The organism is Kineococcus lubricus, assembly GCF_050871965.1.
Classification (GTDB): domain Bacteria; phylum Actinomycetota; class Actinomycetes; order Actinomycetales; family Kineococcaceae; genus Kineococcus.
The window spans coordinates 85,163-99,672 of record NZ_JBJLSK010000015.1; the positions used below are offsets into that span (position 1 = coordinate 85,163).

15 protein-coding genes are annotated in these 14,510 nt (G+C 74.1%); 13 read left to right on the forward strand and 2 right to left on the reverse strand.

Going from position 1 to position 14,510, the window contains the following annotated elements:
• Positions 1 to 18: 18 nt before the first annotated feature.
• The gene (locus ACRYRX_RS13180) at positions 19 to 543 is read right to left on the reverse strand and encodes an NUDIX hydrolase (protein ID WP_432512428.1); all 525 of its coding nucleotides are present in this window, start codon (positions 541 to 543) and stop codon (positions 19 to 21) included.
• A gap of 113 nt (positions 544 to 656) precedes the next feature.
• Between ACRYRX_RS13180 and ACRYRX_RS13185 the strand changes: the two genes are divergently transcribed.
• The 10 genes from ACRYRX_RS13185 (at position 657) to ACRYRX_RS13230 (ending at position 10,546) form a co-directional block, all read left to right on the forward strand.
• Positions 657 to 2,060, forward strand: coding sequence for an efflux RND transporter periplasmic adaptor subunit (locus ACRYRX_RS13185; protein WP_432512430.1), 1,404 nt, complete (start codon positions 657 to 659; stop codon positions 2,058 to 2,060).
• Positions 2,057 to 2,800 (forward strand): ABC transporter ATP-binding protein, encoded by a 744-nt coding sequence (locus tag ACRYRX_RS13190; protein ID WP_432512431.1) that lies wholly within the window; start codon positions 2,057 to 2,059, stop codon positions 2,798 to 2,800. The genes ACRYRX_RS13185 and ACRYRX_RS13190 overlap by 4 nt, the downstream gene beginning before the upstream one ends.
• Positions 2,797 to 3,993 (forward strand): ABC transporter permease, encoded by a 1,197-nt coding sequence (locus ACRYRX_RS13195; protein WP_432512433.1) that lies wholly within the window; start codon positions 2,797 to 2,799, stop codon positions 3,991 to 3,993. Before ACRYRX_RS13190 ends, ACRYRX_RS13195 begins: the two co-directional genes overlap by 4 nt.
• A gap of 19 nt (positions 3,994 to 4,012) precedes the next feature.
• Entirely contained in the window at positions 4,013 to 5,617 is a 1,605-nt protein-coding gene (gene dop / locus ACRYRX_RS13200) for a depupylase/deamidase Dop (protein ID WP_432512434.1), read from the forward strand.
• Positions 5,618 to 5,766: 149 nt separating this feature from the next.
• Positions 5,767 to 5,964 carry a ubiquitin-like protein Pup gene (locus ACRYRX_RS13205; RefSeq protein WP_432512436.1) on the forward strand — a complete coding sequence of 66 codons (198 nt, stop codon included), beginning with the start codon at positions 5,767 to 5,769 and terminating at the stop codon, positions 5,962 to 5,964.
• A 64-nt stretch (positions 5,965 to 6,028) separates the two neighbouring features.
• The gene (gene prcB / locus ACRYRX_RS13210; protein WP_432512438.1) at positions 6,029 to 6,904 is read left to right on the forward strand and encodes a proteasome subunit beta; all 876 of its coding nucleotides are present in this window, start codon (positions 6,029 to 6,031) and stop codon (positions 6,902 to 6,904) included.
• A gap of 3 nt (positions 6,905 to 6,907) precedes the next feature.
• Complete coding sequence (prcA, locus tag ACRYRX_RS13215; RefSeq protein WP_432512439.1) at positions 6,908 to 7,633, forward strand: proteasome subunit alpha; 726 nt, start codon at positions 6,908 to 6,910, stop codon at positions 7,631 to 7,633.
• 51 nt (positions 7,634 to 7,684) lie between these two features.
• A complete protein-coding gene (gene pafA, locus ACRYRX_RS13220) occupies positions 7,685 to 9,046 on the forward strand; it encodes a Pup--protein ligase (protein ID WP_432512440.1) in 1,362 nt (453 codons plus the stop codon).
• Positions 9,047 to 9,120: 74 nt separating this feature from the next.
• Positions 9,121 to 10,107: an FKBP-type peptidyl-prolyl cis-trans isomerase gene (locus tag ACRYRX_RS13225; protein ID WP_432512442.1), complete on the forward strand. Its 987-nt coding sequence runs from the start codon at positions 9,121 to 9,123 to the stop codon at positions 10,105 to 10,107.
• A gap of 61 nt (positions 10,108 to 10,168) precedes the next feature.
• The gene (locus tag ACRYRX_RS13230; RefSeq protein WP_432512443.1) at positions 10,169 to 10,546 is read left to right on the forward strand and encodes an FKBP-type peptidyl-prolyl cis-trans isomerase; all 378 of its coding nucleotides are present in this window, start codon (positions 10,169 to 10,171) and stop codon (positions 10,544 to 10,546) included.
• A 67-nt stretch (positions 10,547 to 10,613) separates the two neighbouring features.
• Here the strand turns inward: ACRYRX_RS13230 and ACRYRX_RS13235 are convergent, their stop codons facing one another.
• Positions 10,614 to 11,702 (reverse strand): DUF3866 family protein, encoded by a 1,089-nt coding sequence (locus tag ACRYRX_RS13235; RefSeq protein ID WP_432512445.1) that lies wholly within the window; start codon positions 11,700 to 11,702, stop codon positions 10,614 to 10,616.
• 56 nt (positions 11,703 to 11,758) lie between these two features.
• Between ACRYRX_RS13235 and ACRYRX_RS13240 the strand changes: the two genes are divergently transcribed.
• The 3 genes from ACRYRX_RS13240 (at position 11,759) to ACRYRX_RS13250 (ending at position 14,282) form a co-directional block, all read left to right on the forward strand.
• The gene (locus tag ACRYRX_RS13240; RefSeq protein ID WP_432512447.1) at positions 11,759 to 12,784 is read left to right on the forward strand and encodes a helix-turn-helix transcriptional regulator; all 1,026 of its coding nucleotides are present in this window, start codon (positions 11,759 to 11,761) and stop codon (positions 12,782 to 12,784) included.
• The gene (locus ACRYRX_RS13245; RefSeq protein ID WP_432512448.1) at positions 12,781 to 13,752 is read left to right on the forward strand and encodes a helix-turn-helix transcriptional regulator; all 972 of its coding nucleotides are present in this window, start codon (positions 12,781 to 12,783) and stop codon (positions 13,750 to 13,752) included. The genes ACRYRX_RS13240 and ACRYRX_RS13245 overlap by 4 nt, the downstream gene beginning before the upstream one ends.
• A gap of 191 nt (positions 13,753 to 13,943) precedes the next feature.
• Positions 13,944 to 14,282 (forward strand): hypothetical protein, encoded by a 339-nt coding sequence (locus ACRYRX_RS13250; protein WP_432512449.1) that lies wholly within the window; start codon positions 13,944 to 13,946, stop codon positions 14,280 to 14,282.
• The last annotated feature ends 228 nt before the right edge of the window (positions 14,283 to 14,510 follow it).

Here is a 14,510-nt window from a genome sequence, read left to right on the forward strand (position 1 = left end):
TGGCGGGTCACGGTTCGGTCACGAGCGGTGCGGATCCTTCCACCATTCGGGCCAGTGGGCCAGCAGTGCGCGGGTGTCGGGCACGAAGGGCCAGGTGGGGTCGGCGAGCCGGGCGCGCAGGGTGGTGGGGTCCTCCCACCAGCCGGTGGCGACCTCGCTGGGCTGCAGGGTCAGGGGGGTGCCGTCCCAGCGGGCCTCGTAGAGGTGGGCGAGGTAGTGGGTGGTGTCGTCGCGGTACCAGCGGACCAGGACCGGGGTGAGGGGGGCGTCGACGCCGAGTTCCTCGCGCAGTTCGCGGTGGGCGGCGTCGAGGGGGTCCTCGCCGGCGGCGACGACGCCGCCGGCGAGGCAGTCGTGGGCGCCGGGGTTGAGGTCCTTGGTGTCGGTGCGGCGGTGGACGTGGACGCGGCCGCGCTGGTCGCGCAGCAGGACGCCGGTGGCGGCGTGGGGGAGGTTGAGGGCGCGGACGCGGTCGCGGGGGGCGGCGCCGGTGACGTGCCCGGTGGGGCTGGTGGGGTCGTAGAGAGCGACGATCTCGGTCACCGGGGTGAGGCTAGGCCGGGTGCGGCCGGGTGCGACGCAGGGGGGAGGAGCGGGGTGCCGGTGCCCGCCCTGGGGAGGATCCGCGGGTCGGGGGCAGGCCCTAGGGTGACCGGGTGCCCGCCCTGTTGAGCGTTCCCCGTTCCCCGTCCCGGCCGTCGTGGCTGCTGTGCGCCGCCGCGGGGGTGGCCGGGGTGCTGGTGCTGGCGGGCTGCGGCGGGGACGAGGACGCGGCCCGGATCGGGCTGGGCACGGTCGGGCGCGGGGACGTGCGGCAGGTCGTGGACGCCGCGGGGCAGGTGCAGCCGCGGAACTCGGCGGTGCTGAAGGCGCCGGCGGCCGGGACGGTGGCGACGCTGGCGGTGGGGGACGGCCAGGAGGTGCAGGCCGGTCAGGTGCTGATGACGATCGACTCCCCCTCGGCGGTGCAGGCGCTGGAGCAGGCGGAGGCGGCGGACGCGGAGGCGGCCCGGTCGGGGTCGGGGAAGTCGTCGGCGCAGTCGTCGTCGCAGGTGGCCGCGCAGCAGCGCAGGGCGCAGCGGGACGCGCAGGCGCGGTTCGCCGAGGCCGAGGCGCAGGCGCAGGCCATCGCGGACCCGGCGGCGCGGGCGGCGGCGCTGGCGGCGGTGCAGTCGTCGCGCACGCAGTACCAGTTGCTGGCCTCGCAGACGCAGGCGCTGGTGGACCAGGTGAACTCGGGCCTGGGGAACCTGGACGCGGCGGTGGAGTCGTTGAACTCGGCGCAGCGGGTGCAGACGCGGGCGGCGGTGGCGGCGGCGCGGGCGACGGTGGACGCGCTGACGGTGGTGGCGCCGATCTCGGGGCGGGTGTCGCTGGGGTCCGGCGGGGGCGGCGGGGGGTCGGGGTTGCCGGCGGGCGCCGAGCAGCTGCTGGCCGGCAGCGGGGTGTCGTTGCCGGCGGCGGGCGCGCAGGACGCGTCGGCCGCGGGGGCGCCGGTGCTGGCGCAGGGCGCGGCGGTCGGGCAGGGCGCGACGCTGGTGTCGGTGATCGACGCCTCGACGTTGACGTTGAGCGCGGACGTGGACGAGACGGACGTGCTGCTGGTGCAGCCGGGTGTGGTGGCCGACGTGGCGGTGGACGCCGTGGAGGGGGCCCGGTACCGGGGGACGGTCACCAGCGTGGACCCGACGGCGAAGTCCGGTGCCGGTGGCGCGGTGACGTATACGGTGCGGTTGAGCTACGACGGCGGGACGGGCGCGGACGGGCAGGCGGCGGCGACGCCGTTGCCGGGGATGAGCGCGGCGGTGTCGCTGGTGGTCAAGAGCGCGACGGACGTGGTGGAGGTCCCGGCGTCGGCGATCGTGCGGGCGGGTTCGGTGAACGGGTCGGCGGACTCGGACTCGGTGTGGGTGGTGCGCTCGGGGCGCGCCGAGCGGCAGGACGTGACGGTGGGGGTCCGCGGGGACGCGGACGTGGAGATCACGGCCGGGTTGACCGGTGGGGAGCGGATCGTCGTCGAGGGCGCGGCCGACGTGTCGCAGGGGCAGCAGGTCCCGTGACGTCTCGCACTTCGCACGCGGCGCGGGGTTCGGTGCCGGGGCCGGGTGCGCCGGCGGCGATCGAGGCGGTGGACGTGCGGCGGTCGTACTCGTTCGGGGACACCACGGTGGAGGCGCTGCGGGGGGTCAGCTTCACGGTCTCGGAGGGGGAGTACGCCGCGATCGTGGGCCCGAGCGGTTCGGGCAAGTCGACGTTGATGCACCTGCTGGGGTGCCTGGACCGTCCGACGTCGGGGGTCCTGCGGGTGGGGGGCCGGGACGTGGCGGGGCTGTCGGACGCCGAGCTGGCGGACCTGCGGAACCGGGAGATCGGGTTCGTGTTCCAGGCCTTCCAGCTGCTGCCGCGCTCGAGCGCGGTGGAGAACGTGGCGTTGCCGCTGCTGTACCGGGGGGTGGGCGCCGGTGAGCGCCGGGAACTGGCGGCGGAGGCGTTGCGGTCGGTGAACCTGGGGCACCGGCTGACGCACCGGCCGACGCAGATGTCCGGCGGTGAGCAGCAGCGGGTCGCGATCGCGCGGGCCCTGGTGGGGCGGCCGCGGATCCTGCTGGCGGACGAGCCGACGGGGAACCTGGACTCGCGCAACGGCGCGGAGGTCATGCGCATCCTGGAGGAGCTGAACTCCGAGCGGGGGGTGGCGGTGGTGCTGGTCACCCACGACGACGAGGTCGCCGGGCGGGCGCGCCGTCAGGTGCGGGTGCGCGACGGGCTCGTGGAGCTGGACACGGCGGTGGCCTCGTGAAGGGCTGGGAGGCGTTCCGGGTCGCGCTGGACGCGTTGCGGGGCAACCGGCTGCGCAGCCTGCTGACGATGCTGGGCATCATCATCGGCATCGCGGCGGTCATCGTGGTCGTCTCGATCGGGTCCGGGGCGCGGCAGCAGATCGAGCAGCAGGTCGAGGGGCTGGGGTCGAACCTGATCCTGGTGGTGCCGGGGCAGTTCGACACGAACAACCTCGCCGCCAGCGGCCCGTCGACGTCCACGATGCAGCTCGACGACGCCGACGTCCTGGCCGACGTGGTGGGGGACGCCCGGGCGGTGACGGCGCGCATCGGCACGGGGGCGCAGGTGCGGGCCGGGACGCGGGAGCAGTTCACGACGATCCAGGGCGCGGACCAGAACCTGCCGCAGGTCGTGAACCGGCCGGTGGCGCAGGGGCAGTACTTCACCTCCGTCGACGTCGACGCCCGCCGCCGGGTGGCGGTGCTGGGGTCGGCGACGGCGCAGGCGCTGTTCCCGGGGACCGACCCGCTGGGACGGCAGGTCACGATCGCCGGGACGCGGTTCGACGTCATCGGGGTGCTGGCCGAGCAGGGGGAGAGCTTCGGGGTCTCCCAGGACAACGAGATCCACGTGCCGATCACGACCGCGCAGCGGTTGTTCTCCATCGACCGGGTCGACGCGTTCGCGGTGAAGGCGCCGTCGGCGTCGTCGGTGACGGACCTGTCGGAGCGGCTGTGGCGGGCCATGAAGGCGCAGTACCCCGACCAGACGTTCTCGGCGGTCACGCAGACGCAGATCCTGGGCGTGGTGGGGCAGATCCTGGGGTTGCTGACGGCGGTGCTGGCCGCGATCGCGGGGATCTCCCTGGTCGTGGGCGGGGTGGGCGTGTCGAACATCATGCTCGTCTCGGTGCGGGAGCGGACCCGGGAGATCGGGCTGCGCAAGGCGCTGGGGGCCCGGCAGCGGGACGTGCTGGTGCAGTTCCTCGTCGAGGCGGTGCTGCTGACCAGCGTCGGGGGCGCCATCGGGATCGCGATCGGGGTCGCGGGGTCGCTGGCGATCGACCGGCTCTCGCCGCTGCCGGCGGTGATCGAGTGGTGGAGCCCGGCGGTGGCGTTCGCGGTGTCGGCCGCGGTGGGCATCTTCTTCGGGGTGTTCCCGGCGCGGCGGGCCGGGCGGCTGGACCCGGTGGTCGCGCTGCGCAACGAGTGAGGTGATCTAGGGTCGTGACGTGAGCGTGCGCAGAGTCGTCGGGATCGAGACGGAGTACGGCATCTCGGTGCCCGGTGACCCGGGCGCGAACCCGATGCTGCTGTCGGCGCAGGTCGTCAACGCGTACGCCTCGGCGGCCACCGGGTCGCGGCCGCGGTGGGACTACGAGGACGAGGCGCCGCTGCGCGACGCGCGCGGCTTCGAGGTGGAGCGGGCCGCGGCGCACCCCTCGCAGCTGACCGACGAGCCGGGCCGGGCCGCGAGCGGGTCCGGGACGCGCTCGTCGCGGCGGGCGGCGCCGAACGCCTCGGACGTGGTGACCGCCGAGACCGAGGACCCGACGATGGCGAACGTCATCCTCACCAACGGGGCCCGCTTCTACGTCGACCACGCCCACCCGGAGTACTCCTCCCCGGAGGTCCTGACCCCCCGCGACGCGGTGCGGTGGGACCGGGCCGGGGAGCTGATCCTGCTGGAGTCGCTGCGCCGGGTCGCGGCCACCCCGGGGCTGACGCCGGTGACCATCTACAAGAACAACACCGACGGCAAGGGCGCCTCGTACGGCACCCACGAGAACTACCTGATGGCCCGGTCCACGCCCTTCGGCGACGTGGTGCGCCACCTCACCCCGTTCTTCGTGTCCCGGCAGGTGTTCACCGGCGCCGGGCGGGTCGGGCTGGGTCAGGAGTCGCGGCAGGCGGGCTTCCAGGTCAGCCAGCGCGCCGACTTCTTCGAGGTGGAGGTGGGGCTGGAGACGACGATGAAGCGCCCCATCATCAACACCCGCGACGAGCCGCACGCCACGGTGGAGAAGTACCGGCGGCTGCACGTCATCGTCGGCGACGCCACGATGTGCGAGGTCGCGACGCTGCTGAAGGTCGGTACCACCAGCCTGGTCCTGTCGATGCTGGAGGCCGGGTACCTGCCGGGCAGCCCCGCCGGGGACCTGCTGATGGCCGAGCCGGTGCGGGCCCTGCACGAGGTCTCCCACGACCCGGGCCTGCGGCAGCTGGTCCGGTTGCGCGACGGGCGCCGGCTGACGGCGGTGCAGGTGCAGTGGGCCTACCTGGAGGCGGCCCGCGCGTTCGTCGCCGACCGCTACGGCGCCGACGTCGACGCCGACACCGCCGAGGTCCTGACCCGCTGGGAGCAGGTCCTGACGAAGCTGGAGACCGACGTGTTCTCCGCGGCCCGGGAGGTCGACTGGGTCGCGAAGCTGCGGCTGCTGGAGGGGTACCGCTCCCGCGACGGCCTGGCCTGGGACCACGCCCGCCTGCAGGCGGTGGACCTGCAGTGGTCGGACGTGCGGCCCGAGAAGGGCCTGTACCTCAAGCTCGCCGAGCGCGGGCAGGTGGAGCGGCTGCTGACCGACGAGCAGGTCCGGCACGCCGTGGAGCACCCCCCGACCGACACCCGCGCCTACTTCCGCGGGGAGTGCCTGGCCCGGTACGGCTCACGGGTCGCGGCCGCCAGCTGGGACTCGGTGATCTTCGACGTCGCCGGTCGCGGCGCGCTGCAGCGGGTGCCGACGCTGGAGCCGCTGCGCGGCACGAAGGAGCACGTGGGGGCGCTGCTGGACCGCTGCCGGACCGCCGAGGACCTCGTCGCGGCCCTGACCGGCTGACCCGCCGGCCCGGCCCCGCGCGGCCCCGCGCGGGCGCGGACGGGGTGGGGCGGGCCGCAAACCCGGCGGCGGCACCGGCGGCGGGGTTAGTGTCGTCCCGGAAGCGGGCCCACGTGGCCCGGTGCGCGAGACGTCAGGGGGAGCCAGCCATGCCTGGACAGGAGCAGCAGCGCCCGAGCCGCCGCGAGGACGAGGCCGAGGAGCCCCCGGCCGTCCCGGGGCAGGCCGGGGCCAAGGCGTCCGAGACCGACGCCGACGTCGACGCGCTGCTCGACGAGATCGACGAGGTGCTGGAGTCCAACTCCGAGGAGTTCGTGCGCGGCTTCGTCCAGAAGGGCGGCCAGTAGCCGCCGCCGGTGTCGCACCCGCCGGTCCCGGCGCCCGTCCGGGCCGGCGGGTAGGGTCCCAGGGGTGAACCACACCAGCGATCAGTCAGGACGGTTGCCGGCGGCTTTCCTGCGGCCCGGTTCCTCGTCCTTCACCGACTTCGTGCGCGAGTACTCACCGGACCTGCTGCCCGCGGCGCGGTCGGTGCCGGCCTCGGGGACGGTGCCCGGCGGTGGCCCGGGGCACGGGGAGGCGCCGCACGCCACGACGATCGTGGCGCTGGTGTTCGCCGACGGCGTCGTGATGGCCGGTGACCGCCGCGCCACCGCGGGGCCGATGATCGCCCAGCGCGACATCAAGAAGGTGTTCCAGACCGACGAGCACTCCTGCGCCGGGATCGCCGGCGTCGCCGGGCTGGCCGTGGAGATGATCCGCCTGTTCCAGGTGGAGCTGGAGCACTTCGAGAAGCTCGAGGGGACTCTGATGTCCTTCGAGGGCAAGGCCAACCGCCTGTCCACGATGATCCGCGGCAACCTGGGCCTGGCCATGCAGGGCCTGGCCGTCGTCCCGCTGTTCGCCGGGTACGACCTCGACGCCGGCCGCGGCCGCATCGTCGGCTACGACGTCACCGGCGGCCGCTCGGAGGAGAAGGACCACCACACCGTGGGGTCGGGCTCCATCTTCGCCCGCGGGGCGCTGAAGAAGCTGTACCGGCCCGCGATGAGCGAGGCCGAGACCGTCCGCGTCGCGATCGAGGCGCTGTGGGACGCCGCCGACGACGACTCCGCGACCGGCGGCCCGGACCTGCTGCGCAAGATCTGGCCCGTCGTGGGCGTCGTCACCGCCGCCGGGTTCCGCCAGGTCCCCGACGCCGAGCTCGAACCCGTCGTGGAGGCCGTCGTGGCCGGCCGGCGGGGCAACCCCGGGGGCAACCCCGCCATCACCGGTGGAGAGGCCTGAGCCGTGAGCGTGCCGTTCTACGTGTCGCCCGAGCAGTTGATGAAGGACAAGGCCGACTACGCGCGCAAGGGCATCGCCCGCGGCCGCGCCGTCGTCGTCGTGGCCTTCGCCGACGGGATCGTCTTCGCCTCCGAGAACGCCTCCCGGGCGCTGCACAAGATCTCCGAGATCTACGACCGCGTCGCCTTCGCCGCGGTCGGCAAGTACAACGAGTTCGAGAACCTGCGGGTGGCCGGGGTCCGGTACGCCGACGTGCGCGGCTACTCCTACGACCGCTCCGACGTCACCGCCCGCGGCCTGGCCAACGCCTACGCCCAGACCCTCGGCGCCATCTTCACCACCGAGTCCAAGCCGTACGAGGTGGAGATCGTGGTCGCCGAGGTCGGCCGGACCCCCGAGACCGACCAGATCTACCGCCTCACCTACGACGGGTCCGTCGCCGACGAGCACGGGTTCGTCGCGATGGGCGGCTCGGCCGAGCAGATCGGGGCCCGGCTCGCCGAGCGCTGGCGCGCCGGGCTGTCCCTGGGCGAGGCGCTGACGCTGGCCGTGGAGGCCCTGGGCTCGGACGCCGCGGCCGAGGCCGCCGGGTCCGGGCCGCGGCCCATCGCCGCCGACCACCTCGAGGTCGCCGTCCTGGACCGCACCCGCGACCGGCGCACGTTCCGCCGCCTGACCGCCCCGACGCTGTCGGCGCTGCTGGGCGGTCCCGTCCCCGCCGGGGAGTGAATCGCCGCGTTCCACAGCGCCGCACGGCGCCCGAGTGCCTAAGGTGGGGGAATGGATCGCCGGATCTTCGGGCTGGAAACCGAGTTCGGCGTCACCTGCGCCTTCGAGGGACAGCGCAAGCTGTCCCCGGACGAGGTGGCCCGGTACTTGTTCCGCAAGGTCGTGTCGTGGGGCCGTTCGAGCAACGTGTTCCTCAAGAACGGGGCCCGTCTGTACCTGGACGTGGGCTCGCACCCCGAGTACGCCTCGCCCGAGTGCGACGACGTGCGTCAGCTCGTCGTGCACGACCGCGCCGGTGAACGCACCCTCGAGGGGCTGCTGGTCGACGCCGAGCGCCGGCTGGAGGACGAGGGCATCGCCGGGGAGGTGTTCCTGTTCAAGAACAACACCGACTCGGCGGGCAACTCCTACGGCTGCCACGAGAACTACCTGGTGTCCCGGCACGGGGAGTTCGGGCGGCTGTCGGACGTGCTCATCCCGTTCCTGGTGTCGCGGCAGCTGATCGTGGGGGCCGGCAAGGTCGTGCAGACCCCCCGGGGGGCGGTGTACTCGCTGTCCCAGCGCGCCGACCACATCTGGGAGGGCGTGTCCAGCGCGACGACCCGCAGCCGGCCCATCATCAACACCCGGGACGAGCCGCACGCCGACGCCGAGCGGTACCGGCGCCTGCACGTCATCGTGGGCGACTCGAACATGTCCGAGACGACGACGATGCTGAAGCTGGGGGCCACCGACCTCGTCCTGCGGATGGTCGAGGAGGGCGTGGTCCTGCGCGAGATGACGATGGAGAACCCGATCCGGGCGATCCGGGAGATCTCCCACGACCTCACCGGCCGCAAACCGGTCCGCCTGGCCAACGGCCGGGAGGCCAGCGCGCTGGAGATCCAGGGCGAGTACCTGGAGAAGGCCAAGGAGTTCGTCGAGCACCGCGGGTTGCAGACGCCCACCGTGAAGCGGGTCCTGGACCTGTGGGAGCGGGCGCTGCGGGCGGTGGAGACGCAGGACTTCTCCCTGGTCGACCGGGAGGTCGACTGGGTCATCAAGAAGAAGCTGCTGGACCGGTACATGGCCAAGCACGACCTGCCGCTGACGTCGGCGCGCATCGCCCGCCTGGACCTGGCGTACCACGACATCCACCGCCGGCGGGGGCTGCACTACCTGCTCGCCGAGCGGGGCATGGCCGAGCGCGTCTGCTCCGACATCGAGGTGTTCGAGGCCCTCAGCGTGCCGCCGCAGACGACGCGGGCCAAGCTGCGGGGCGACTTCGTGCGCGCCGCGCAGGACAAGCGGCGCGACTTCACCGTGGACTGGGTGCACCTGAAGCTGAACGACCAGGCGCAGCGGACGGTGCTGTGCAAGGACCCGTTCAAGGCCGTCGACGACAGGGTGGAACGGCTCATCGACAGCATGTGAGGGATGGTCGGCGGGCGCACAGGGTCCGCGGTTAGGGTGGTCGGGTTCGCCCCGACCGATGAGTGAGGACCTCCGTGCGCCGCCGTACCGCAGTCCTGTCCGCCTCCACCGCCCTGGTGGTGTCGTTGCTGCTGGGCGCGTGCGCCTCCGAGGCCGACACCCCCGCGGTGGACCCCACGGCCGCCGCGTCGCAGTCGGCGAACACCGTCACCCCGGCCGTCACCGACGACCAGCTCGCCGTGGAGGTCACCGGCCCGGTCGACCCGGCCGTCAAGCCGACCGTGACGTTCACGCCGCCGCTGGCGGTCACCGAGACCTCCCGCAAGGTCGTCTCCGCCGGCACCGGGCCCGAGATCACCGCCGACGACGACATCGCGTTCGCCTACACGCTGTACGCCGGGTCCACCGGTGAGGAGCTGGACAGCAACTACGGCGCGACCGCGGCGCGCTTCGAGCTGGGGAACATCACCATGGGCCTGGCCCGGGGCTTCGTCGGTGCCCACGTCGGGGACCGCCTCGTCATCGCGATCGCCCCCGACGACGGGTTCGGGGAGGCCATCGCGAACTTCGACAAGGAGGGCGTGGACGCCACCACCACCGTCGTCGTCGTCGCCGACGTCGTGAAGGTCGTCCCCACGAAGGCCGAGGGCGAGGCCGTGACCCCGCCGGCGGACCTGCCGGTCGTCACCTACGACGACCAGGGCGTGCCGACCGGTTTCACCGTCTCGAACCCGACCCCGCCGGCCGACACGGTCGTGCAGCCGCTCGTCAAGGGCACCGGGCCGGCGCTGACGCCGGGCATGAACGTCAAGATGCAGTACGTCGGGGCGACCCTGGCCGACGGCAAGGTGTTCGAGTCGTCGTGGACGGCGCAGCCGTTCGAGACGCAGATCGGCGTCGGCGGGCTCATCGTCGGCTGGGACGAGGGCCTGATCGGCCAGACCGTCGGCAGCCGGGTGCTGCTGGTCATCCCGGCCGCGAAGGCCTACGGCGACCAGCCGTCCAGCGGCCAGCCCGCCGGTGCCCTCGTGTTCGTCGTCGACATCCTCGACGGGTACTGAGCCGGTACTGAGCGGGGTGCTGGCCCGGGTGCCGGGCCGGCGCGCCGATAGGGTCAGGGCCATGAGCGAACGCACCAAGCCCGAGATCGACTTCCCCGAGGGCGAACCGCCCACCGAGCTGGTGATCGTCGACGAGATCGTCGGTGACGGCACCGAGGCGACCGCCGGCCGGACCGTCAGCGCCCACTACGTCGGCGTCGCGTTCAGCACCGGCGAGGAGTTCGACTCCTCCTGGAACCGCGGCACCCCGTTGGACTTCCCCGTGGGGGCCGGCATGGTCATCCAGGGCTGGGACCAGGGCCTGCTGGGCATGAAGGTCGGCGGCCGGCGCAAGCTGGTCATCCCCCCGCACCTGGGGTACGGCGACCGGGGCGCCGGCGGCGCCATCAAGGGCGGCGAGACCCTGATCTTCGTCGTCGACCTCGTCGACGTGAAGTGAGCTGACCGCCTGCTCACCCCCCCGTGATCAAGGACGTACGAGTCCTCGATCGCGGGGGTTTCGCGTTTCAGGGCAGCAGGGCGGCGGCGTGCCGGCCCGCGGCGGCGGCCACCAGGAAGCTGGCGCGGTCGGCGTCCAGGCCCCGGCCCATCGTGGACAGCCGCACCGGGCTGGCCGCGAGCGCCGCGTCCAGGCCGGTGTCGTCGACCTCGACGTAGCGGTGGCGCCCGCACAGGCCGCGCGCCTGGGCGCGGACGTCGTCGTAGAAGGCGCCGGGGGTGGTGGGGACGGGCACGTCGGCCGGGGCGAGGGCGACGCGGCCGACGGCGGTGCGGGTGTGGTGGGACACGCCGCGGTGGCGGGGGCGGGGGTCGGCCTCGGAGACGCGCAGGGCGGCGACGGGGCGCCCGTGCAGGACGGCGGCGGCGTTGAGGGCCTCACCGGCGGCGACGCCGGAGAAGCCCCAGCGCGAGCCGGTGCCGAGGTTGCCCGGCCCCTGGGCGACGACGACGACGTCGGCGCCGGTGACCAGGGCGGCGGTGAGCAGGCCGGTGTGGACGGTGGCGGTCTCCAGGTCGCCGCCGAAGGCCTGGCCGGTGGTGATGCAGGTGTGCAGCCAGCCGGCCTCGCGCAGCCCGGCGACGGCGCGGGAGAACGCCGCGGGCAGGGCGCCGCCGTCGGTCATGACGTAGGCGACGCGGGCGTCGGGGCGGTCGGCGCGCACGCCGGCCAGGACGGCGGGCAGCGCGGAGTGCAGGTCGGCGACCACGACGGGGGTGCCGTGCAGGTCGTCGGCGTCGGCGAGGGTGTCGTGGTGGCCGGACTCGGGGTCGTCGGCGCCTAGGACCATGGTCTGCAGGGGGGTGTAGCGGGCCTTGACGAGGTGGCCGGGGCCGGGGGGCGGGTCCTGGGGGAGGCGGTCGGGCAGGGCCACGACCAGGGCGTAGCCGCCGGTGCCCAGGCCGCGGGCCAGGGCGGAGACGTTGAGCAGGACGCGGTCGCCGGGGGCGGGGGTGCCGACGAGGTCGGGGTGGGCGAGGGCTTTGACCTCGGTGCCGGTCTCGGGGCCGTGGGTGAGGGTGGCGTAGAGCTCGACGGAGCCGGCCCAGGTCGCCCCGAGCCGGTTGACTGTTGCAGAACGCCACTTGATCGTCACGCTCCGAGCGTACGCAGGCTGCGGTGGCGCGCGATTCCGGTAGCGTCCAGCACACCATGACGACCACGCCGCCCGTCCCCGCCGGTGTGCCGGGTGGGGCCGCCGCCGCTGCGCGCGGTGCCCGCCGGACCGAGCGACTGCTGAACCTCGTCATCGCGCTGGCCGCCACGCGCCGGTGGCTGACGAAGGAGCAGATCCGGGCGGCGGTGCCCCAGTACGCCGACTGCGCCACCACGGTCGCCTTCGAGCGGATGTTCGAGCGGGACAAGGAGGACCTGCGGGAGCTGGGGGTCCCGCTGGAGACCGGTGGTGAGGACCCGCTGTTCGAGGACGAGGCGGGGTACCGGATCGACCGGGAGGCGTACGCGCTGCCGGAGATCCGGTTCACGCCGGGGGAGCTGGCGGTGCTGTCGCTGGCCAGCCGGGTGTGGCAGCAGGCGAGCCTGGCGGGGCCGGCGACGCGGGCGCTGGTGAAGCTGCGCAGCCTGGGCGTGGAGCCGGACGAGAGCTCGCTGGTGGGCGTCGAGCCGCGGGTGCGGACGGCCGAGCCGGCGTTCGAGCCGCTGTACGCCGCGACGCGGGACCGGACGCCGGTGTCGTTCACGTACCGGCGCGCCGGGGGTGAGCCGGCGGTCCGGCACGTGGAGCCGTGGGCGATCGTGTCCTGGCACGGGCGCTGGTACCTGGTGGGGCACGACCGGGACCGGGGGGCCTCGCGGGTGTTCCGGTTGTCGCGGGTGGCCTCGGCGGTCAAGCGGATCGGGCGGCCGGGTTCGTACCGGGTCCCCGAGGGCATCGACCCGCGCGAGGTCGTGGCGGGCACGGTGGGGGCGGTGCAGACCCGCCGGGCGCGGCTGCTGGTCCGCTCGGGGGCGGGGCTGGCGGTGCGGCGCCGGGCGCGCAGCGTGCAGGAGGCCGAGGGGCGCCCGGGGGAGGACGTGGTGGTGGTGGACGTCAGCGACGTGGAGTCCAGCGCCGACGAGCTGGCCGCGTACGGGGCCGACGTGGTGGTCCTGGAGCCGGAGGACCTGCGCGAGGCGGTCCTGCGCCGGTTGCGGGGCGCGGCGGGGGTGGGCGCGTGAGCACGGCCTCGACCGAGCGGCTGTCGCGGTTGCTGGCGATGGTGCCGTACCTGCTGCGCCACCAGGGCATCCCGGTGCCTGAGGCCGCCGAGCACTTCGGCATCACCGAGGACGAGCTGGTGGCCGACCTGGAGCTGCTGTTCGTGTGCGGCACCCCGGGGCACCTGCCCGACGACCTCATCGACGCCCGCTGGGAGTCCGGGCACGTGTACCTGTCGAACGCGGACCCGATCGCGCGCCCGTCGCGGCTGGCGGTCGACGAGGCGGTGGCGCTGCTGGTGGGGTTGCGCACGCTGGCCGAGGTGCCGGGCCTGCACGACCGGGCGGCGCTGGAGGGGGCGATGGCGAAGCTGTCGGAGGCCACGGGGGAGGCCGCCGGGGCGGCGGACGCGGTGGCGGTGGACGTCAGCGACGCCTCCAGCGCGGTGGTGCTGGAGAACGCCCGGGAGGCGCTGCGGTCGCACCGGCGGCTGCACCTGAGCTACCTGGTGCCCAGCCGGGACGAGCGCACCGAGCGGGACGTGGACCCGATGCGGCTGGTCAACGTGGAGGGCCGCTGGTACCTGGAGGCGTGGTGCCACCGCGCCGAGGGGGTGCGGTTGTTCCGGGTGGACCGGATCGAGAGCGCGCAGGTGCTGGACGTGGACGGGACGCCGCCGGCGTGGGCGCGGTCGCGGGACGTGGCCGCCGACCTGTTCCGGCCCAGCCCGGACGACCTGGTGGTGACGATCGACCTGGCGCCGCAGGCGGCGTGGGTCGTGGACTACTACCCGGTGGAGTCGGTGCAGGACGCCCCCGAGGACGCGTGGGAGGAGGCGTCGCTGCGGGTGCGGCTGCGGACGGCGGACACGCACTGGGTGCGCCGGCTGCTGCTGCGGCTGGGGGCCGGGGCGCGGGTGGTGGACCCGCCGGAGCTGGCGGTGCAGGTGCGCGAGGCGGCGCTGGCCGCGCTGGGACGCTACGCCTGAGGGGTCCGGTCGCGGGCGCGGACCGGGCCGGTGTCACCGGGTCGGGTGAACGTCACGCACAGCCGCGCGCGGTGTGTCAAGGTCGCTGCGGGAAGAGGGTTCAAGGGATCGCCGGTCCGTGCCGAAGCAGTGGTTGTCGGACGGCGGGATCGCCGCCGGAGACGCACACACCACGACGAGAGGTGCACGACATGACCACCATCAAGGCTTCCTGCCCCTGCTGCGGCGACGTCGAGCTCACCCCCAAGCAGGTCCGCCTCGTGGTGTGCTCGGCCAAGGAGCGCTCCTTCTACGCGTTCGGCTGCCCCAAGTGCAAGGACGAGGTCCGCAAGCCCGCCGGCGAGGACGTCGTCGCGCTGCTGGTCTCCGGCGGTGTCGCCGTCGAGCGCTGGACGATCCCGGCCGAGGCCATGGAGGTCCACAGCGGCTCCACCATCGCCTGGGACGACGTCCTGGACTTCGCCCTGGTGCTGGACTCCTGCGACGACCTCGCCTCGCTGGCCGCCCGCGGCCTGCGCACCGTGCGCTGAGGCGCACTGCACACTCACCGCGCACACCTCTCGGGGAGCCGCTCGGCGGACGCTCAGGCGCCCGCGGGCGGCTCTCGTGCTTCCCGGGGAGTCACCTGGGAGTTCGCCCGGGATCTGCCCGGCGGACGGTGATCGGTCACGATCACGACGACTCGACGCGCATGCTTGTCCCACAGGCGGGCGTCGGAGACGTACGATGGCCGCGCTACGTCCAACCCTGGAGGACTG

Coding starts and splice junctions, on each gene's coding strand:
- ACRYRX_RS13205 (WP_432512436.1), top strand. CDS start 5,767: ATGCCTGGACAGGAGCAGCAGCGCCCGAGCCGCCGCGAGGACGAGGCC.
- pafA (WP_432512440.1), top strand. CDS start 7,685: ATGGATCGCCGGATCTTCGGGCTGGAAACCGAGTTCGGCGTCACCTGC.
- ACRYRX_RS13230 (WP_432512443.1), top strand. CDS start 10,169: ATGAGCGAACGCACCAAGCCCGAGATCGACTTCCCCGAGGGCGAACCG.
- ACRYRX_RS13240 (WP_432512447.1), top strand. CDS start 11,759: ATGACGACCACGCCGCCCGTCCCCGCCGGTGTGCCGGGTGGGGCCGCC.
- ACRYRX_RS13250 (WP_432512449.1), top strand. CDS start 13,944: ATGACCACCATCAAGGCTTCCTGCCCCTGCTGCGGCGACGTCGAGCTC.